Source organism: Mesorhizobium sp. P2_E9 (assembly GCF_056403815.1).
On sequence record NZ_JBFUET010000018.1, the window covers coordinates 154287 to 170884 of the forward strand.

General features: G+C 60.9%; 14 protein-coding genes and 1 pseudogene. 7 read left to right on the forward strand and 8 right to left on the reverse strand.

Annotated features, from left to right (window positions below; all coding sequences use genetic code 11):
* Window positions 1-135 precede the first annotated feature (135 nt).
* Window positions 136-1950, forward strand: coding sequence for an ATP-dependent nuclease (locus AC1D05_RS28850; protein WP_477445308.1), 1815 nt, complete (start codon window positions 136-138; stop codon window positions 1948-1950).
* The gene (locus AC1D05_RS28855; RefSeq protein ID WP_477445310.1) at window positions 1947-3716 is read left to right on the forward strand and encodes a UvrD-helicase domain-containing protein; all 1770 of its coding nucleotides are present in this window, start codon (window positions 1947-1949) and stop codon (window positions 3714-3716) included. The genes AC1D05_RS28850 and AC1D05_RS28855 overlap by 4 nt, the downstream gene beginning before the upstream one ends.
* 63 nt (window positions 3717-3779) lie before the next feature.
* Here the strand turns inward: AC1D05_RS28855 and AC1D05_RS28860 are convergent, their stop codons facing one another.
* Genes AC1D05_RS28860 through AC1D05_RS28875 form a run of 4 tightly spaced genes read right to left on the reverse strand, consistent with a single transcriptional unit; the run spans window position 3780 to window position 7646 of the window.
* The gene (locus tag AC1D05_RS28860) at window positions 3780-4025 is read right to left on the reverse strand and encodes a MoaD/ThiS family protein (RefSeq protein WP_477445312.1); all 246 of its coding nucleotides are present in this window, start codon (window positions 4023-4025) and stop codon (window positions 3780-3782) included.
* Between the two features lie 20 nt (window positions 4026-4045).
* Entirely contained in the window at window positions 4046-6307 is a 2262-nt protein-coding gene (locus AC1D05_RS28865; protein WP_477445314.1) for a xanthine dehydrogenase family protein molybdopterin-binding subunit, read from the reverse strand.
* Between the two features lie 2 nt (window positions 6308-6309).
* Window positions 6310-6786: a (2Fe-2S)-binding protein gene (locus AC1D05_RS28870; RefSeq protein ID WP_477445316.1), complete on the reverse strand. Its 477-nt coding sequence runs from the start codon at window positions 6784-6786 to the stop codon at window positions 6310-6312.
* Entirely contained in the window at window positions 6786-7646 is an 861-nt protein-coding gene (locus AC1D05_RS28875) for an FAD binding domain-containing protein (protein ID WP_477445318.1), read from the reverse strand. The genes AC1D05_RS28870 and AC1D05_RS28875 overlap by 1 nt, the downstream gene beginning before the upstream one ends.
* Before the next feature lie 263 nt (window positions 7647-7909).
* On the opposite strand from AC1D05_RS28875, the gene AC1D05_RS28880 reads away from it, so the two are divergent.
* Entirely contained in the window at window positions 7910-8353 is a 444-nt protein-coding gene (locus AC1D05_RS28880; RefSeq protein WP_027044406.1) for an SRPBCC family protein, read from the forward strand.
* Between the two features lie 155 nt (window positions 8354-8508).
* Entirely contained in the window at window positions 8509-9657 is a 1149-nt protein-coding gene (locus tag AC1D05_RS28885) for an amidohydrolase (RefSeq protein WP_477445320.1), read from the forward strand.
* Window positions 9658-9696: 39 nt separating this feature from the next.
* Here the strand turns inward: AC1D05_RS28885 and AC1D05_RS28890 are convergent, their stop codons facing one another.
* The gene (locus AC1D05_RS28890; protein ID WP_477445322.1) at window positions 9697-11697 is read right to left on the reverse strand and encodes a putative bifunctional diguanylate cyclase/phosphodiesterase; all 2001 of its coding nucleotides are present in this window, start codon (window positions 11695-11697) and stop codon (window positions 9697-9699) included.
* Window positions 11698-11981: 284 nt separating this feature from the next.
* On the opposite strand from AC1D05_RS28890, the gene AC1D05_RS28895 reads away from it, so the two are divergent.
* Window positions 11982-13016: a class I SAM-dependent methyltransferase gene (locus AC1D05_RS28895; protein ID WP_477445324.1), complete on the forward strand. Its 1035-nt coding sequence runs from the start codon at window positions 11982-11984 to the stop codon at window positions 13014-13016.
* 83 nt (window positions 13017-13099) lie between these two features.
* Here the strand turns inward: AC1D05_RS28895 and AC1D05_RS28900 are convergent, their stop codons facing one another.
* Window positions 13100-14029, reverse strand: coding sequence for a sigma-70 family RNA polymerase sigma factor (locus AC1D05_RS28900; protein WP_477445326.1), 930 nt, complete (start codon window positions 14027-14029; stop codon window positions 13100-13102).
* Complete coding sequence (locus AC1D05_RS28905; protein WP_477445328.1) at window positions 14026-14784, reverse strand: SDR family NAD(P)-dependent oxidoreductase; 759 nt, start codon at window positions 14782-14784, stop codon at window positions 14026-14028. Before AC1D05_RS28905 ends, AC1D05_RS28900 begins: the two co-directional genes overlap by 4 nt.
* 223 nt (window positions 14785-15007) lie before the next feature.
* On the opposite strand from AC1D05_RS28905, the gene AC1D05_RS28910 reads away from it, so the two are divergent.
* Window positions 15008-15541 (forward strand): FadR/GntR family transcriptional regulator, encoded by a 534-nt coding sequence (locus AC1D05_RS28910; RefSeq protein WP_477445330.1) that lies wholly within the window; start codon window positions 15008-15010, stop codon window positions 15539-15541.
* On the opposite strand, the gene AC1D05_RS28915 is transcribed toward AC1D05_RS28910, so the two are convergent.
* Window positions 15502-16176 carry a peroxiredoxin-like family protein gene (locus AC1D05_RS28915; protein WP_477445332.1) on the reverse strand — a complete coding sequence of 225 codons (675 nt, stop codon included), beginning with the start codon at window positions 16174-16176 and terminating at the stop codon, window positions 15502-15504. The genes AC1D05_RS28910 and AC1D05_RS28915 overlap by 40 nt on opposite strands.
* A 242-nt stretch (window positions 16177-16418) precedes the next feature.
* On the opposite strand from AC1D05_RS28915, the pseudogene AC1D05_RS28920 reads away from it, so the two are divergent.
* Window positions 16419-16598, forward strand: a pseudogene (locus AC1D05_RS28920) (IS110 family transposase); the annotation flags it as partial.

Below are 16598 nucleotides of genomic sequence, written 5' to 3' on the forward strand. Positions count from 1 at the left end.
CCAGATTCTGCACTTCACTCAAGCATGGACATCAATGCGCGTGATTTTCACCGATTAAAAAACTAGAAAGTATACAAATCAATTCCGCCGGTCCCTCATTCTGCGTAGAATGGGGTCGCGCAGGGGGATGAGGTAATGCAGCTTAGCAGAATAGTTGTTCGGGGGTTCCGCTCGTTGGGTTTTCTTGATGCTAAAGTATCAGAGAAAGCTACGTGTGTAATCGGGGAGAACAACACCGGAAAATCGAACTTGGTTCAGGCAATACGCGTTTGCCTCGATGTCGAATTATCATCAAGCTACCGGTCATTGGTGCGAGAAGATGTTCATAGCGAGATTGACCAGTCAAAGCCCTTCCAGGTTTTGATCGGTGTGGAATTCACCGGCTTCGAGGAAAACGACACGGAAGTAGCGATGCTTCACGGCACTCAACTCGGCGATGGACGTGCTCGGATTTTCTATCGATTTCGACCTAAGCGAGCCGTTAGGGAAGCCCTCGCCGCTGAAGAAAGCGATCCCTCCAGCCTTACGCTCGCCGACTATAGCTGGGAGCTAGTTGGCGGCGGCAATCCGAAGGTCGATCTTAGCCAGATCGAGTGGGATACCGAGAACGAAGACATCGGAGCGAGCTCCGTCGGTTTTCAGTATCTTCAGTCATATCGAATAGTTTATCTGCACGCACTGCGCGACGTAGAATTAGACCTTGCACAGGTGCGGCGCTCACCGTTGGCGCGCTTGATTGATGCCAGCAACATCGACAAGGCAGAACGCGACACTTTAATTGCGGCGATAAAAGTCGCCAACGATAAGGTCGAGGCTTCACCCACGATCAAGGCGCTGGCCCAGGCGATTGACAAGGCGTTTGAGGAAGTCACCGGCCCGGCATTTGACCTTGGTATTGATCTTGGTCTGTCGGCCCCGTCCTTTCAATCCATCGTACGCAACGTCAACGTGCTGTTGAGTAGCGCAGCTGTCAGTAAATTTGAGCCGCGCCGCAATGGCCTCGGCCTAAACAACATTCTATATGTAGCAATTCTTATCGAACAGTTCCGCCGTCGGGCTGCGTCAGGAAAGTCAGCAGGGGAGCTTATCCTGATTGAGGAACCTGAAGCCCACCTTCATCCGCAACTTCAATTGACGCTCATCGAGGCGCTGCGCCAACTTCCATTTCAGTCAATACTAACAACACACAGCACCCAGGTGACCGCCAAAGCGCCGCTCAAGTCGTTTGTGTTTCTTACCAATACGGGCCACCCGGCTCCCTATGTGTCGACCATCGCAGAAACGAAAGGCCTAAAGCAAGGAGACATCGAAGACCTTGAGCGCTATCTCGACTCCACCAAATCGAACTTGCTTTTTGCCCGCAGGGTGATGCTCGTCGAGGGGGCTGCCGAGGTATTCCTGATTCCGGGCATGGTTAAGCAAGCGATGGGCATTGATCTCGATCGCGAAGGCATATCCGTCGTAGCAATTCACGGCGTTCACTTCGGCCCATTCGCCCGGCTTTTCACCGAAAACGGACTTCCCAAGCGTTGCGCCATCGTAGCTGACGCGGACCTTAGGCCGTCGGACTCGACCGAGATGAACCAACAAGATGACGACGGCGATGACGATGCCGAACCGGGCAAACCCGACCTTGCCGCGCTCGAAGGCAAGTACGTGAAGGTCTTTCTTGGAGCGACAACCTTCGAGCGGGAAATCACCCTTGAGGGTAATCTTGGTATGCTTGCGGCTGCCGCTCGGAAGGTTGGCGCACCAAGGGTCGCAGCGAATTTGGAAGTCGCGGAGATGTTTGGCGGCGAGCCGAAAGACGCTCTCAAGAATAGTGTACTGGCGACCGCCAAGCGTTTTGGGAAAGCGCGCTTTGCGCAGGTCGCCGCTCAGAAAATCGACGGGGGGGTCACCCTACCCATCTACATCAGCAATGCGGTCAGCTGGCTTCTTGACCAATGAAACTCACGCAGCAACAGCGCCAAGCAGTCGAATGGCCAGGTAACCTCTTACTCAAGGCATGCCCAGGCAGCGGGAAGACACGCACGATTGTCGCGAAGCTTATCTTAGAGCTCGAAAGGGTGCGCGACACACCGTTTATGGTGGCGTGCATCACATACACTAACGCAGCCATCCAGGAGATTGATGAGCGTGCAGTTGCCTTCCTAATGCCGGGCGATGAGAAGAATTTTGTGGTTTCGACGATTCATTCTTTTTGCCTGCACCATATCCTTCGACCATTTGCATCGCGCGTTCCCGGCTTCTCGGGAAAAATGCAAGTTCTGAACCGAGATCGACCAGAGTTCGAGGCCATCGCAAGCTATGCGGCCGAGCAGGTTGGACGATATGATTTGACCTACAATGACTACGAGGCCTTCGCGGGTTTAGGGCTGGACGCGAACGGCAAACTCTCCGGAACGGCTCTCGAAAACGAAATGATTCGATTGGCCGCGCCGCACTTTTGGGCCCGAGCGCAGAAGCTCGGATTCCTCGACTTTGCGAACATCATCTATAAGGCCCTCCGTCTGCTACGCGACGATCCCGAGATCGCTAAATCCCTTGCAACCAGGTTTCAATCATTTCTCATCGACGAATTTCAGGACACCACAGATGTTCAGGTAGAAATCTTCAAGGCGATCCATTCACAGGGTAAGAGTCGTTTTTTTCTGGTTGGGGACCCGGCGCAATCGATTTTTGGTTTCGCCGGTGCAAGACCGGAGTTGATCGATCCGTTCGCGGATCATATCGGTGCAAATCGCAACATGTCGTTGTCCGCGAACTTCCGATCATGCCCTGCCATAGTCGATCATGCCGAGCGGTTGTTTCCTCGAAATCCGGCCATGACGAGCGAGGGCAAGACCAAGTCTGTCACGGAGATTCCTCGATTTGTCTGGACCAGCAACACGATCGACGCGCTTTTCGATGAGTTCTTACCTGCGATTGAGCGATTGAAACTACCGCTCGGCCGATGCGCCGTTCTCGCGAAAGCGTGGCATCATTTGTATCCAATCTCTCGCATACTAAGGGAATTTGGAGTCCCGATTGTCGGTCCGGGAGCGCGTCCTTATAGGCGGTCGCGGCTCTTCGCTCACTTGGCTGAACAGTTGGGCGGTGCCGTCATCGATGGGCATCTCTTTAGAATGCGGAATCTTGAGCGGGCAATTTTTCATGCGGTCCAGGACGTAACTGGCGAAACAAGATCGGAGATATTTGGATACGAGGGACGTTTGTCAACTGTTCGACTGATGCGCATCGCTCAACAGTTGGCGGACGAGAATGACGGCGTGGCCTGGCTCGAAAAAATGTCGTCAGCCGCAGGAAGAGTCTTGGCAGAAGGCGGCTGGATTACGCCTGACGATGCGCCGCTGTTTCGGTCGTCCGTAGAAGAAATGAAGGCAGACATGCGTCACGAAAAAATCGATCTCGACAACCTCTCGATCAACGATTTGGGAATGTTTGCAAGTCCCGACCGCGCCTTGCGTCTCTCTACTATCCACAATGCGAAGGGCCATGAATATGCAGGTGTAGCAATTATTGGAGTCAAGGAAGGTACGATTCCGTTTTATCGTGCGCGCACCCCAACCGAAATCGCTGCCGAAAAACGTCTGTTTTACGTCGGCGTCACACGCGCTGAACAGGTACTGTTGTACATCGCCGACAGGGACAGATTCGGTAATCTACCGAGCAGATTTCTTGGACCGGATGGTGTCAATATATGGACACCTTAGATTGTCGTCTGCGAAGAATTCGATAACAGTGAACTCGCATACGCAGATTTCACAGCTCGCCCCTCACCCCCCAGCCAGCCGCGGGAGCAGAAAAATCTCCGCCCCCGGCGGCAGCGCCTTGCTCCACGTATCCCGATAAATCACCCCGTCGATCGCCACGGCAATGCCGCGATCGATCCACGGCTCGAAGCCGGGATACTGTTCAGCCAGTTTTCTGAACAGCTCCCTGATGTCCTTGGCTTCGACCTCGACCTTGCTCTTGCCGCCGGCGAGCTGGCCGAGGGCGCCCCAAAGGGTGACTTCGACCATTTGCCTGAGCTCTCCCTGCCCTAGCCCCGTTCCGCCTCGATCGCCGCCAGGATGCGTGGCGGCGACATCGGGATGTGGGTCATGCGCACGCCGGCGGCGTTCGACACCGCGTTGGCGATCGCCGCCAGCGGCGGCACGATCGAGGTTTCGCCGACGCCGCGCACGCCATAGGGGTGGTTGGGGTTGGGGATTTCCAGGATCTGCGTGTCGATCATCGGCAGGTCGGAGCAGACCGGGATGCGGTAGTCGAGGAAGCCGGCGTTCTGCAGCCTTCCGTCCTTGCCGTAAATATACTCCTCGTTGAGCGCCCAGCCGATGCCTTGCGCGGCACCGCCCTGGTACTGGCCCTCGACATAGGTCGGGTGCACCGCCTTGCCGGCATCCTGCACCACCGTGTAGCGGATGACCCTGGTCGAGCCGGTCTCGGGGTCGACCTCGATGTCGCATATATGGGTGGCGAAGGAGACGCCGGCGCCGTCGGCGACGAGCTCGCTGTGGCCGGCGATCGGCCCGCCGGTCTTGCCGGACTGCGCCGCGATGTCCTTCAGCGACAGCTTGCCGAGATTGCCGTGCTTGTCGCCCTTGGCGACCGCGTGGCCCTGTTCCCAGACGACGTCGTCGACAGAAATATCCCACATCTGCGCGGCGCGCTCGCGCAGGATCTTGATCGCGTTGCGGGCGGCCGAGATGGTCGCCATGGAGGAGGAGAAGGTGCCGCGGCTGCCGTCGGTCATGTCGTTGTAGCCGAGGGAAGACGTGTCGGCGACGACCGCCTTGAGCTGTGCATAGTCGATGCCGAGCTCCTCCGCCGCCACCAGCGACAGCGAGGCGCGGGAACCGCCGACGTCCACCGTGCCGACGGCGAGCGACACCGAGCCGTCCATGCCGATGTTGAGGTCCACGCAGGTCTGGCCGCCGAAGTTGAACCAGAAGCCGCAGGCCATGCCCCTGCCCTGGTTCTTGCCGAGCGGCGCCTTCATGTGCGCATGGTTCTTCACCGCTTCCAGCGTCGGGCCGATGCCGATCGGTCCATAGACCGGGCCGTAGGACGAGCGCGTGCCTTCCTGCGCCGCGTTCTTGATGCGGAAGTCGACCGGATCCATGCCGATCTCCTTGGCGAGTTCATCGACGGCACTTTCCACCGCGAATGCCGCCATCGGTGCCGACGGCGCGCGATAGGCTGCCGTCTTCGGCCGGTTGACCAGCACTTCGTAGCCCACCGTCTTGACGTTATCGAGCTTGTAGCAGGCGAACGCCGTCATGGCGCCAATCTCGGCCCAGGAGCCGGCATAGGGGCCGGCGGAATAGCGCAGCGTCGCTTCGGCGGCGGTGATGGTGCCATCCTTGCGGGCGCCGATCTTGACGTCGATCGAGGTGGCGCTGGTCGGGCCCGAGGCGCGGAACACCTCGTCGCGGGTCATCACCAGCTTAACCGGCCGTCCGGCCTTGCGTGACAGGGCAAGCGCCACCGGCTCGGCCCAGACATGGGTCTTGCCGCCGAAACCGCCGCCGATCTCCGACGAGGTGACGCGCAGCTTCGAGGCTTCCATGCCGAGCAGCTGGGCGCAGTGCTGGCGGTAGACGAAATGGCCCTGCGTGCAGACCCAGAGATCGGCGGTGCCGTCGGACGAGACGCTCGCCACGCAGGCATGCGGCTCGATATAGCCCTGATGCGTCTGCTCGGTCTTGAACGAGCGTTCGACGATGAAATCGGCGTGCCCAAAGCCCTGATGGACATCGCCATGACCGAACTGGCTGCGCTTGGTGACGTTGGAGGGTTTGACCGGCTTTTCCTCGAGGCCCTCGGTGAAGATCGTATCGTTGATCAACGGAGCGTGGTGCTGCATCGCCTCGTCGACATCGGTGACATGCGGCAACAGCTCGTAGTCGACCTCGATCAGCTTCAGCGCCTGCCTGGCGGTGCGGGCATCGACGGCGGCGACAGCGGCCACCGCATGGCCGTCATAGAGCGCCTTGGTGCGCGCCATGCAATTGTCGAGGACGTCATACATGGCGGCATCGCCATCGGTGAGGTCAGGCAGATCGGCGGCGGTGATCACCGCCTTCACGCCGGGCAGCTTTTCGGCCTTCGAGGTGTCGATCTTGCGGATGATGGCGTGCGCATGCGGGCTGCGCAGCACACGGCCGACCAGCTGGCCGGCCATGTTGAAGTCGGCGCCATAGCGGGCCCGGCCCGTCACCTTGTCGACGCCGTCGGGGCGGATGGGGCGTGTGCCGACGGATGTGAATTTACGCCCGGAAAAACGCGGATCGAAATTCATCTTCAGGCTCCCTTCATCACATGTGCGGCGTCCTGGACGGCGCGCACGATCTTGTCATAGCCGGTGCAGCGGCAGAGGTTGCCGGCGAGGCCAAAGCGGATTTCCTCCTCGGTCGGGTCGGGGTTTTTTGCCAGCAGATCCTTGGCCGCGATCAGGAACCCCGGCGTGCAGATGCCGCATTGCAGCGCTGCATGCTCGAGGAATTTCTGCTGCAGCGTATGCAGCTGGTCGCCCTGCGCCATGCCTTCGACGGTCTCGATGCGGCGGCCTTCCGCTTCGGCGCCGAGCACCAGGCACGAACAGACCAGCCGGTCGTCGAGGATGATCGAGCAGGCGCCGCAGTCGCCGGTGCCGCAGCCTTCCTTGGCGCCGGTCAGCCCGAGCCGGTCGCGCAGCACGTCGAGCAGCGTCTCGTCAGGCTGGCAGAGATACTCGATGTTGTCGCCGTTGATTGTCGTCGAGACTGCTATACCAGCCATCATTTGCCTCCTGCACGTGCGTAGGCGGTCGTTGCGGCTCTCGTGGCCAGCACACCCGCAACCTTGCGTCTGAAATCGATGGTACCGCGCTTGTCGTCGATGGGACGGCAGGCGCCGGCGCAGACTTTTGCCAGCCGCTCGAGCGCTGCTTCATCCAGCTTCCTGCCGATCAGGGCCTCGGCGGCCTCTTCGACCAGCAGCACCGTTGGTGCCGCGGCGCCCAGCGCCACGCGGGCCGCCGTGACGACGCCGGCTCCATCGATCGTCAGGTTCACGCCGGCGCTGACCACGGCAATGTCCATTTCGGTGCGCGGAATGAACCTGAGATAGGCGTCGCCCGAACGCGGCGAGCGCTTGTCGAGCAGGATCGCCTCGATGATCTCGCCCTTGGCGAGCGACGTCTTGCCCGGCCCGACCGGCACGGCCTCAACGGCAATGGTGCGCTTGCCCGACGGTCCGGCGATCAATGCCCTGGCACCAGCCGCCACCAATGCCGGCACGCTGTCGGCGGCCGGCGAGGCGTTGCACAGATTACCGGTTATCGTACAACGGCCCTGCACCTGCTTCGAGCCGATCAGCTTCGCCGCCTCGACGACACCAGGCCATGCCTTCTTCAGCGCCGCATTCTCGCCCAGCACGGCGCAGGGGACAGTGGCACCGATGCTGAAGCCCTCAGCCGTTTCGCGGATTTCGTTCAAACCGGCGATCGACTTGATATCGATGATCAGGTCGGGTTCGACAAAACCGCCCTTCATCCTCACCAGCAGGTCACTGCCTCCGGCCAGAATGGCTGATATGCCAGCCGATCCGGCCAATTGGCCAACGGCATCTTCGATTGAAAGCGGACGTATGTAGCGCATCGTCTCCCCTTTTAGGTCATAGCGATTTCGCCGACCGTTATAAACAATCACCCCATAAAGACCATCCGGTTCGTCGCCCGCGACGATTGGGCCAGCGCCACAAAATCGAGTCCCAAAATGGCCTGAGCTGAGGTAGGTCATGGCCTGCGCCAGTCGAGCGGGTTGCGGCCGTGCCCTAAAAAAAATCTGGGCGCCCATGTCGGATTGGTCAAGCCCGGTTCGTCCTTGGGACATCGAACAGGCATTATGAGAGGATACAGAATATGCCCGGTACCGTACGTCTGCACCGTGTTCTCACCACCAGCCCGGAAAAGGTCTATCGCGCCTTCGTCGAAGCCGATGCGCTGGCCAAGTGGCTGCCGCCGAACGGTTTCACCTGCACGGTCGATCACCTCGAAGCCAAGGTCGGCGGCACGTTCAAGATGTCGTTCCGCAACTTCACCACCGGTGGCAGCCATGCCTTCGGCGGCGAATATCTCGAACTCGTTCCCGGCGAGCGCCTGCGCTACACCGACAGGTTCGACGACCCCAATCTGCCCGGCGAGATCCAGGTGACCGTGATCCTGAAAAAGGTCTCGGTCGGCACCGAAATCGACATCACCCAGGCCGGTATCCCGGACGTCATCCCGGTCGAGGCCTGCTATCTCGGCTGGCAGGAGTCGCTCCGGAACCTGGCTAAGCTGGTCGAGCCCGAGATCAACCAATAGGCATTCCGGGCACAGTGCTGCGTTTCTGGCCCGCCGAAGTCAGGGAATTTGGACTGTGGCGGGTGGAACCGTTTATCGCTAGCAATTCCATATCGGTTTCCTCATGCGATCGGGCAACCGGGCGTGTGGCGAGGAATCCAGTGGAGGCGCAAAGCATGACCCTGACCAACCGGGATATCATCGAGATCACCGAGTGGCGGCGCAAGCTGCACCGGCAGCCGGAAATCTCCAATGAAGAGGAGAAGACGGCAAGGGAGGTCGTCTCCTTCCTTGCCGACACGGCGCCGGACAGAGTACTGACCGGTCTGGGCGGCCACGGCGTAGCGGCCATCTATGACAGCGGCAAGGCCGGACCGACCGTGCTGTTCCGTTCCGAGCTCGACGCGCTGCCGATCGAGGAACTGTCAGGCGTGCCGCATGCCTCGCAAGTGCCAGGCAAGTCGCATATGTGCGGCCATGACGGGCACACCGCGATCCTGGCCGCGCTTGGCCGCCAGCTCGGGCGCGAGCGGCCGGCCAGCGGCCGCGTCGTACTGATGTTCCAGCCGGCGGAAGAAACCGGCAATGGTGCCGCCGGCGTCGTTGCCGATCCGCGCTACGGCGAGATCGCGCCCGATTTCGCCTTCTCGCTGCACAATCTGCCCGGCGTGCCGTTCGGCGAGGTCAGGCTGAAACCCGGCGTGGTCAATTGCGCCTCGCGCGGCATGCGCATCGTGCTGGAGGGCAAGACCGCGCATTCTTCCATGCCCGAGACCGGCATCTCGCCGATGCCGGCGATCTCAGAGCTGATGCCGGCGCTGCCTGCGCTCGGCCGCGCCACCTTCGCCGATGACGACTTCTCCATGGTCACCGTCACCCATGCCGAGATGGGCGAAGCCGTGTTCGGCATCGCGCCCGCGCATGCGCAGGTGTGGGCGACGCTGCGCACCCGCCGCGACGAGCGCATGGCGGACCTCTGCACTGCGGCCGAAGCCCTGGTCAAGGAGATCGCTGCCCGGCATCGCCTTTCCGCACGCTGGGATTACCACGAGATCTTCGTCGCCAGCGTCAACGCTCCGGACGCGGTGGAGCATCTGCAACGCGCGCTCGACGAAGAAGGCGTCGTGCATGGGCAGGAAGCCCTGCCGATGCGCGCCTCGGAGGATTTCGGCCTGTTCGGACACAGTGCGAAGTCGGCGATGTTTTTCCTCGGCGCCGGCGAACGGCACCCTTCCCTGCACAATCCGGACTATGATTTTCCCGACGACCTGATCCCGATCGGCTCGAAGATCTTCATGCGCACGGCGCGCAATCTGCTGGGGTGAGTTCGCCCGTGCCGGTCTCGAAAACCGGGCAGCCCGCGCTTACGCGGATTTGAGGAATGGGCGTTTCTGCATGCCCCGCTTGGCCTGGTAATTCGCGGCGGGAACCGGACGGCCAACGCGAAAACCCTGGATCTTGTCGATGCCGAACTCGCGCATGAGCGCGATCTGCTCGTCGGTTTCCACACCTTCGACCAGGATCTTGTGGCCGCGGTTGCGCACCAGGGCGATGATGTCCTGCAACATGGCCATGCCCTTCGGCGTCCCGCAGTCGTGCAGGAACGAGCGGTCGATCTTGACCGTGTCGAAATCGATCAGGCGCAGCCACGACAGGCCGGCGAAACCGGTGCCGAAATCATCGAGCCAGATCTTGATGCCGAGCAGCTTCAGGTCGCTGATGCAGCGCAGAATGTCCGAGTGCATCTCCATCTCGAGACCTTCGGTGATTTCGAAGGCCAGCCTGTTGCCGGTCACGCCGGTCTCGCCCAGGATGGTGGCGACCGACGCGGCGAAGCCGGGCGTCTTGAGCTGGATCGGCGAGACGTTGACGCTGACGACACGCACGTGATCGTCCGCCAGCAGCTCGGTACAGACCGTCCTTATCGCCCAGCGGCCGAGTTCCAGGATCGCCCCGGTGCGTTCCGCGACGGGAATGAACAAGCTCGGCGGAACCAGGGTGCCATCCAGCATCTTGAGACGCATCAGCGCCTCCACGGCCTCGACCCGGCCCGAAACGACATCCTGAATGGGCTGATAGACGAGTGAAACGAGGCCCTGCGCGATCGCGATCTTCAGCAGGGCCGCAAGGTTTTCGCTTTCGTCGCTGCTCTGCGGATCGGTCGGGTCGAACAGCCGGACACAATTGCGGCCGCCGGCCTTGGCCAGATAGAGCGCGCGATCGGCCTCGTGGATGATCTTCTCCAGCTTGGCGCCGGCCTGCGTCCTGGTGAACGCAGCGCCAACGCTCGCCGTCACGATCGAGACCCCGTCGCGCCTGAGCTCATGGGTGATCGCCAAATTCTCCACCGTGCGGCAAATGGCTTCCGCCAGCTCCGTGACCTGTTCCTTCTTGTCCATGCGGGCGAGTACGATGAACTCTTCGCCGCCATAGCGCCCGATCGAGCCATTGTAGTTCTTGATCAGATCGCTGAGCGCATTGGCGACATGGATCAGGCAACGGTCGCCTTCCTGGTGGCCGTAGCAGTCGTTGAACTTCTTGAAGAAGTCGACGTCGATGAGGATCGCCGCGAACTTGCTGCCAAGCTTTTGCCAGTCGCTCCAATAGTCCCGCAGCTTCTCGTCGATGGCGCGCCGGTTTTCCAGGCCCGTCAGCGGATCGGTCCGCGACAGTCTCAGCAGGGCCTTGCCGCGCTCAGTGGCCTCCTTGTGCTGGATCTTGGCTTCCAGCGCGTTCAGGAAGACGTTGTAGCGCTCTTCGTTCAGCTTCCAGTTCACATAGGAGGTGAAGGTGAAGCATGAAACGTAGAACGTCCCGAACACCATTTTGTACGTCAGCGTGGCAGGCAAGAAATAATTAACCACATACAAGATGAATAAGATTATCGTCGACGTTATAATTGAAACTTTGAAGCTGAAAGTGAAGAAAAGATTGGCGCTCATCATGAAAATGGTGCCAAATACCATATAATAGGCGACACTTTCCTTGTTTTCGCCCATGAATGCTGGACAAAGCCAGCCGATATAGCCAAAGATAATGGCTGCAGCGCAGGTCATGTCAAGCCAATCGGTGGCGATTCCCCGACGAAGCTGTGCTTCCAGGACCAGCAGCGCGGTCAGTCCGACCGCAAAGCGCGCCGTGATCGTATAGGCCGCGACGTCAGGGATCAGCAGCAGATCCGATACCGAAAACAAGACATAGATGACGACGGCCATCCACAGCCCTGGCCTGGCGTCCGCTCTTCGCTTCGCCTGGGATTCCCTGCGGTAAAGGATGCGCAACTCGGCCGCGCCGAGCTCCTGGCGCGGATCGTACGGTTCGACATCCACCGTATCGGCCAATCTGGATGACGCGCGCTCGTTCACAAAGCCCTGCGAAAGGGGATTTTGCGCTCCGAACTCTTTTCCAAATTCTGCCCCCACGCAGGCCGACTCCCTGGGACGACACCATTGCCGCGACGTAAAATGCAATGGCTCAACACAAGTTTGCGTTAACTCGAACCCAGAATCCGCCCGACAACTTATCTAATGAGTTGAGATGGTTAGCGGGAAATTAATCATACCGATAAAATGCCCCGAAGCGCCGTTGGCAAATGGAGTATTCTACGCAATAAGTTAACTGACTGTTAACTACGGAATGGAGCAATTCGGTGCAAACTGTCTTTGATGGCGAAAGCCTGATTACCGCAGAGATGATCGCCGGCAGTCTGCGTAAAGGCACGCTTGAACATCATGGCGAGGCGTTCGAGACCGCCCGCGCCGAACTGGCGCTCATCCTCCATGCGACACAGCAGCAGATCGAGCAGCAGAAATTTCCCGCCGAGATCGTTCGCCGCTTGCTGTCGATGCTGAGCGCGCTGCGGGCCAAGGTGCATCCCGACGTCTGGCAGGCCCTGATACCGGTGGCGCAGAACCACCCGATCCTGGCGTATTTTCTCCAGGATCCGCTGACGCACTGGTCCTTCACCAAGCCCAGGGGCTATTCCGGCGACGCGCAGCTGCTCGACTTCATCTATTGCGACCCGCACGTGGCCGAGAGCGTGGCGAGCGCCTCGGAGATCGGCAAGGCGCTTTACAGCCATACCCAGAACGTTCCGTCATGCGTCGCGGCTCGCGAACGGCGCGATCTCCTGACCCGCTATGTCGATGAGACCGCCGCCAAAAACGGACCCGAAACCGAGATCCTGGCGATCGCCGCCGGCCATCTGCGCGAAGCCAACCGCTCCGTCGCGCTGGCCGAGGGCGGCCTCAAGCGCTGGGTCGCGCTCGACCAGGACCCGCAAAGCGTCGGGCTGATCGCACGCGACTTCCAGGGCACCGCGGTCGAGGCCATAGACGGCTCGGTGCGGACCGTGCTGACCAGAGGCCACAAGCTCGGCAAGTTCGACCTCATCTACGCCTCCGGCCTCTACGACTACCTCCAGCACAACGTCGCCGTGAAGCTGACCAAGACCTGCCTGCAGATGCTGAAGCCGAACGGGAAATTCCTGTTCGCCAACTACGCCGAAGGCACCCCCGACGCCGGCTACCGCGAAACCTTCATGGACTGGGTCTTGCTGCTGCGCTCGGAAGTCGACATGTGGAACATCGTCAACGCCAGCGTCGACCGCAACGCCGTCGAGGCAAAGGTGTATTTCGGCGAGAACCGCAACGTGCTGTATGCGGTGATCGAGAAGCGGGGGTAGCGGGCGGCGCCGACATCTGGCGAGCGACCTGCGGGAATTGTCGCAGCGGATCGTAGACGGCGGATAGTGATTGGATGGCCGATTCAGGAACCGGCCATCCGCCCCTTGATGTCCCTTGCCAGCACCAGCCCGGCATCATCGGCGACATAGCCGACATAGCGATAGTCGCGGATGAAGCTGATCCGCCCGTCCCGCCACTCCAGCCACATGAAATGGATTGGCTTCGGGTCGGTCCGGTGTTCGAACACCGCGATCACCTCGCGGCCCTCGACCCAGGCCGGCCTGAGCCACAGGCCTTCGCTCTTGGCATAGATCGTGAAGAACATGCCGACATCGGCGGCACCCGAGCGCGGCGGGTGCATGGACTGCTGAAGTCGGACATCATCGGCAAGCAGCGCGCGCAGACCGTCCCAATCGCGCTGGTTGAACAGCCTGACGTAGCGGATGACGGTGGCCGACGCGATGCGCGCGTCGGCCAGCGGCATGGCCTGTGCATTGATCTGCCGAAGCCGGGCGCGGCCGCGCGCCAGATGCGCCTTCACCGCATCGACCGAAATGCCAAGCAAAGCGGCAATGTCGGCCAGCGGCTCGTCGAGCACATCTTTCAGGATGATGACGCTGCGCTGGTTGACCGGAAGCTCCGCGAAGCGCGACACCGCGGTTTCCATCGCTTCCCTGCGCATCAGCGTCTCCACCGGGCTGGCCTTGGTGTCGTCGGCGATTTCAAGTGCCGACTCGATGGGCTCGGCAGCGCGGATCGCGCGGCTGCGCAACAGGTCCAGCGCGCGGTTGTGGGCGATGCGGAACAGCCAGGGCCTGAGCTGCGGCACCTCGCACAGATCGTCGAGCGCGACGAAGGCCCGCGCGAATGTGTCCTGCACGACATCCTTGCCGTCGATGACCGAGCCCATCAGGCGCGCGCAATAGCGGTGCAGCTCCGGCCGCAGCGCGGCGGCCAGCGCAAGCAACCCTTCGCGTCGGTCGCGGTCCACGTCAGGCTTTCCGTCACTCAAGCCGCAGCGCCCTCCATCACGGTTACGCCGGCGTCGCCGCTGAGGCCGAAGACGACGCCCTCGGCATATTGCGGGTCTTCCAGCACGGAAACCACTCTGTCGCCGAACGCCCGGGGCGGCATCGGCGCGCCGAAGCGGGTGACGAATTGTTCCGGCGTGATGCCCATGGAGCCGGCATAGGCGCCGGCGGCAACATCCCCGATTCCCGTGCCGAGGATCATCTGCCGCGGCAATATCGCCTGGAAGCGGATGCCGAGCTTCTTCTCCTGCGCCACGCCATTGGCATATTTGGCCATGAACCACAGCATGCGCTTGGAACCGCCATAACCGCCCGACATCTGCGATCCGGTGACGGCAGCACCACTCGACCCGACCAGCACCCGGCTGCCCGGCTTCAGCGGCAGGTTCAGCGCCGCCTGCAGCCAATAGAACCCGGCCTTGACGTCGGTTTCCCAGGCAACGGAAAAATCCTCCCACTTCAGCTGATCCAGCCGCCCCATCCGGGGCGTCGCACCAGCATTCAGCACCACTATGTCGGGGCTGATCTCGCCGAGGATGCGATAGGCCGCGTCCTCGTCCGTAACGTCGGCTGAGATGGTGGCGACCCCAAGCCGCGCCCCAACCGCCTCCAGCGCCTCCACGCCACGCGCAACGACGGTCACGTTGGCCCCTTGTTCGACCAGCGCTTCGACCAATCCAAGGCCAAGCCCCCGGCTGCCGCCGGTGGCGACGATTTTCTTGTCTTTGAGGCTCATTTGACCCTGCTCCATTGCTTCACTGAAGCTAAGACGTTTGAGGACAGGGTAAAGAGTCAGGGCGGTGTTGAGATTCGCAGGTGGCGGCGCGGGGCCTAGCGTAAGCGCATCAAGACGCGGATGCCACCCGGATGGATTGCCGCTCGAAAACCCGGGCGTTGCGCACTGACGCTCCCATCGGTATCGCGGAGCCGCGAATCTATGCTAAGCCGCCGCCAGGGACATGCCGGATTTCGAGCATCGGGACGCCGAATTCCATCACCGAGTATTCGCGTGCTGCCGCAACGACTTCCTTAAAGAGATCCACAACCTCATGCGCGCCATTCGCAACCAGTCACCCTGGTTCGAAATGAAGAAGCGCTCGTTCTCGGAGGAACGCCGCCTGGGGTATTGCGACGAGCACCAGGCAATCCTGGATTGTCTGGTTCGCCGCGATCCGGAAGGTGCGAAAAATGCGATGCTGGTGCAACTGAGAACCGTCGAACGAAATCTACTGGGGTGGCAAGCCCGCGCATCGCCGCAGAGCTGCAACAAGAGGCCGCTGAGCCCGCAACGCGGACGCCGCTCGGTTCGCGCCGGTAGCAGGGCCGCTGGACGACCGCCCCCGCCCCTCCGGGTTCATCGGCAGGCAGGAGCGGTGCCGATTTTGGGGGCCTATCAGGCAACGGCCGCCAACTCGCGTAATCCTGCGCCTAGCCCCACTACCGAAGCTGCGCCTTACCTTCCGATTTGCGACGCTGCCGACATCAGCTCCTGAGTGTTCGGGGCGCCGAATAGGCCGCCATCGAGTACCTCGTTGGAAGTCCAGCGAACGACGCCATCGCGGTCCAGCAAGAACTGGCCGACGAGCTGCGCAATGCCGGTGGCCATCATCTGTTGATCCGCTTCCGTGATATCGTAGCTGTCCTTCTTGTTCAGATATTCGAGCGCCGCAAACGGGTCCATCGGCTCCGGCATCTCGCCCGGCAAGTCGACCCGCATCGACTTCACATCGCTCATTGAAACCTTTTGTGGCCATGCGCTCTCGTCTTCGGTGATCTGCATATTCGGCAATCCAAAGGCGCGGTGTGAAGTCCGCTCCGGATCGGATGCCGCGAGCAGGCCGAGCATTGGATGATACCGCAGGTATAGGCGTGCCCGCTCGATGGGCGTGTTGACCACTGTCAGGCTTTCGATGCCTTTCTCGTTGAGGGCTGGGGTGAGTTTCGAAAGCATGGCGATTTGGCGCCTGCAAAAAGGACAATGGAGACCTCGATACAGCCCAACCAGCACTGGTTTCTCGCCTCGGAAATCGTCGATGGCGATCTTGCCTTCGCGGGTAATCGCGTCGAGCACGACATTGGGCGCCGTTTCGCCAAGTTGCAGCGGGCCTATGTTGAGACGTTCTGACATGCTGATCCCTCCTCGCGGGTTCAATCCACAACGGATGTGCGGGCGGGTGGCTTGAGCCCATGTGCTGCACATACGTCCTTGGGCATGCTAAAATGGCGGTCGGCCTTAGGACGCGTCGAGGTCGGCGTCGATAATCAAATTTATAGCACGGAGAGGGCGGACGCTAGTTCTTAGGGTGCGGTGGACGGCTCTCCTCCCTTCCTGCGGTATGATCGCGGGATTAGAGCTGGAGGAGCGCTATGATGAGCAACGTTGCGACAATCGGTCTGGATATTGCGAAGTCCGTGTTTCAAGTCCACGGCGTGGATGCGGCTGGTGAGGTTGCAGTTCGCAGGAAGTTGACGCGTGGGCGCGTGCTGCCGTTCTTTGAGAGCCTGCCGCGTTGCCTGGTCGGAATCGAAGCCTGCAGTTCGTCGCATTAT

Excerpts from the sequence above, each read along its gene's own strand:
- AC1D05_RS28850 (WP_477445308.1), top strand. The coding sequence starts at position 136 with ATGCAGCTTAGCAGAATAGTTGTTCGGGGGTTCCGCTCGTTGGGTTTT.
- AC1D05_RS28855 (WP_477445310.1), top strand. The coding sequence starts at position 1,947 with ATGAAACTCACGCAGCAACAGCGCCAAGCAGTCGAATGGCCAGGTAAC.
- AC1D05_RS28860 (WP_477445312.1), bottom strand. The coding sequence starts at position 4,025 with ATGGTCGAAGTCACCCTTTGGGGCGCCCTCGGCCAGCTCGCCGGCGGC.
- AC1D05_RS28865 (WP_477445314.1), bottom strand. The coding sequence starts at position 6,307 with ATGAATTTCGATCCGCGTTTTTCCGGGCGTAAATTCACATCCGTCGGC.
- AC1D05_RS28870 (WP_477445316.1), bottom strand. The coding sequence starts at position 6,786 with ATGGCTGGTATAGCAGTCTCGACGACAATCAACGGCGACAACATCGAG.
- AC1D05_RS28875 (WP_477445318.1), bottom strand. The coding sequence starts at position 7,646 with ATGCGCTACATACGTCCGCTTTCAATCGAAGATGCCGTTGGCCAATTG.
- AC1D05_RS28880 (WP_027044406.1), top strand. The coding sequence starts at position 7,910 with ATGCCCGGTACCGTACGTCTGCACCGTGTTCTCACCACCAGCCCGGAA.
- AC1D05_RS28885 (WP_477445320.1), top strand. The coding sequence starts at position 8,509 with ATGACCCTGACCAACCGGGATATCATCGAGATCACCGAGTGGCGGCGC.
- AC1D05_RS28905 (WP_477445328.1), bottom strand. The coding sequence starts at position 14,784 with ATGAGCCTCAAAGACAAGAAAATCGTCGCCACCGGCGGCAGCCGGGGG.
- AC1D05_RS28910 (WP_477445330.1), top strand. The coding sequence starts at position 15,008 with ATGCCGGATTTCGAGCATCGGGACGCCGAATTCCATCACCGAGTATTC.
- AC1D05_RS28915 (WP_477445332.1), bottom strand. The coding sequence starts at position 16,176 with ATGTCAGAACGTCTCAACATAGGCCCGCTGCAACTTGGCGAAACGGCG.